Source organism: Burkholderia sp. E168m23 (genome assembly GCF_016586125.1).
Taxonomy (GTDB): domain Bacteria; phylum Pseudomonadota; class Gammaproteobacteria; order Burkholderiales; family Burkholderiaceae; genus Burkholderia; species Burkholderia orbicola.
This window is the reverse complement of record NZ_BCPP01001649.1, coordinates 1-650: the sequence shown is the minus strand read 5'-3', so window position 1 is coordinate 650 and position 650 is coordinate 1. Positions and strand designations below refer to the sequence as shown.

Here is a 650-nt window from a genome sequence, read left to right as displayed (position 1 = left end):
CGCATGGTGGCTCGTCACGAGCTCGGAAGGCGTGCGTCAACCTGCNCGAGCTTGCGCGGCCCATCTGAACGAGGCCGAGATCGATGCGCTCAAGCATGCGCCGCTCGTCACGCCGCACCCGCGGATCGAGCAGACCGCGCGGGCATTGGGTTTTGATAGGATTACGCTGACCGGCGCGGGCGATGAGCGCATCGTCCGCGCGTTTCGAACGATGGCCGACGAGGCCGTCCAACCGGCGACAGCCGTACCGGTGACTAAACGCATGACAGATACCAACGATTCCAAAAGCGTCGCTTCCCAGCCGGCCCCTGCATCCGCACCGCCGTCCAGCCCCCCTTATCTCGCGCCCGAGCCGCGTGCGCGCCGCGGCGGCAGCGCGGTGCTGTGGTTCGTCGTCGTCGTGCTCGGCTGCGCGGCGGGTGTCGGCGGCTACGCGCTGAACCGCAAGATCGACCGGCTCGACGGCACCTTCGTCGCGCGCCAGAAGGCGCTCGACGCGCAAGCGGCCGAAACGCGGCTGAAGACCGAGCAGGCGCTCGCCAGCACGCACCAGGTCGACACGCAGCTCGCGCAGCTCGACGGCAAGCTTGCCGATGCGCAGAGCGCGCAGCAGGCGCTGCAGCAGCAATACCAGGACCTGTCGCGCAACC

At 68.9% G+C, this 650-nt stretch carries 1 pseudogene; it reads left to right on the top strand.

What is annotated here, in order from left to right:
* Window positions 1-650 (top strand): annotated as a pseudogene (locus JMF90_RS39445) (fused uroporphyrinogen-III synthase HemD/membrane protein HemX); the annotation flags it as partial.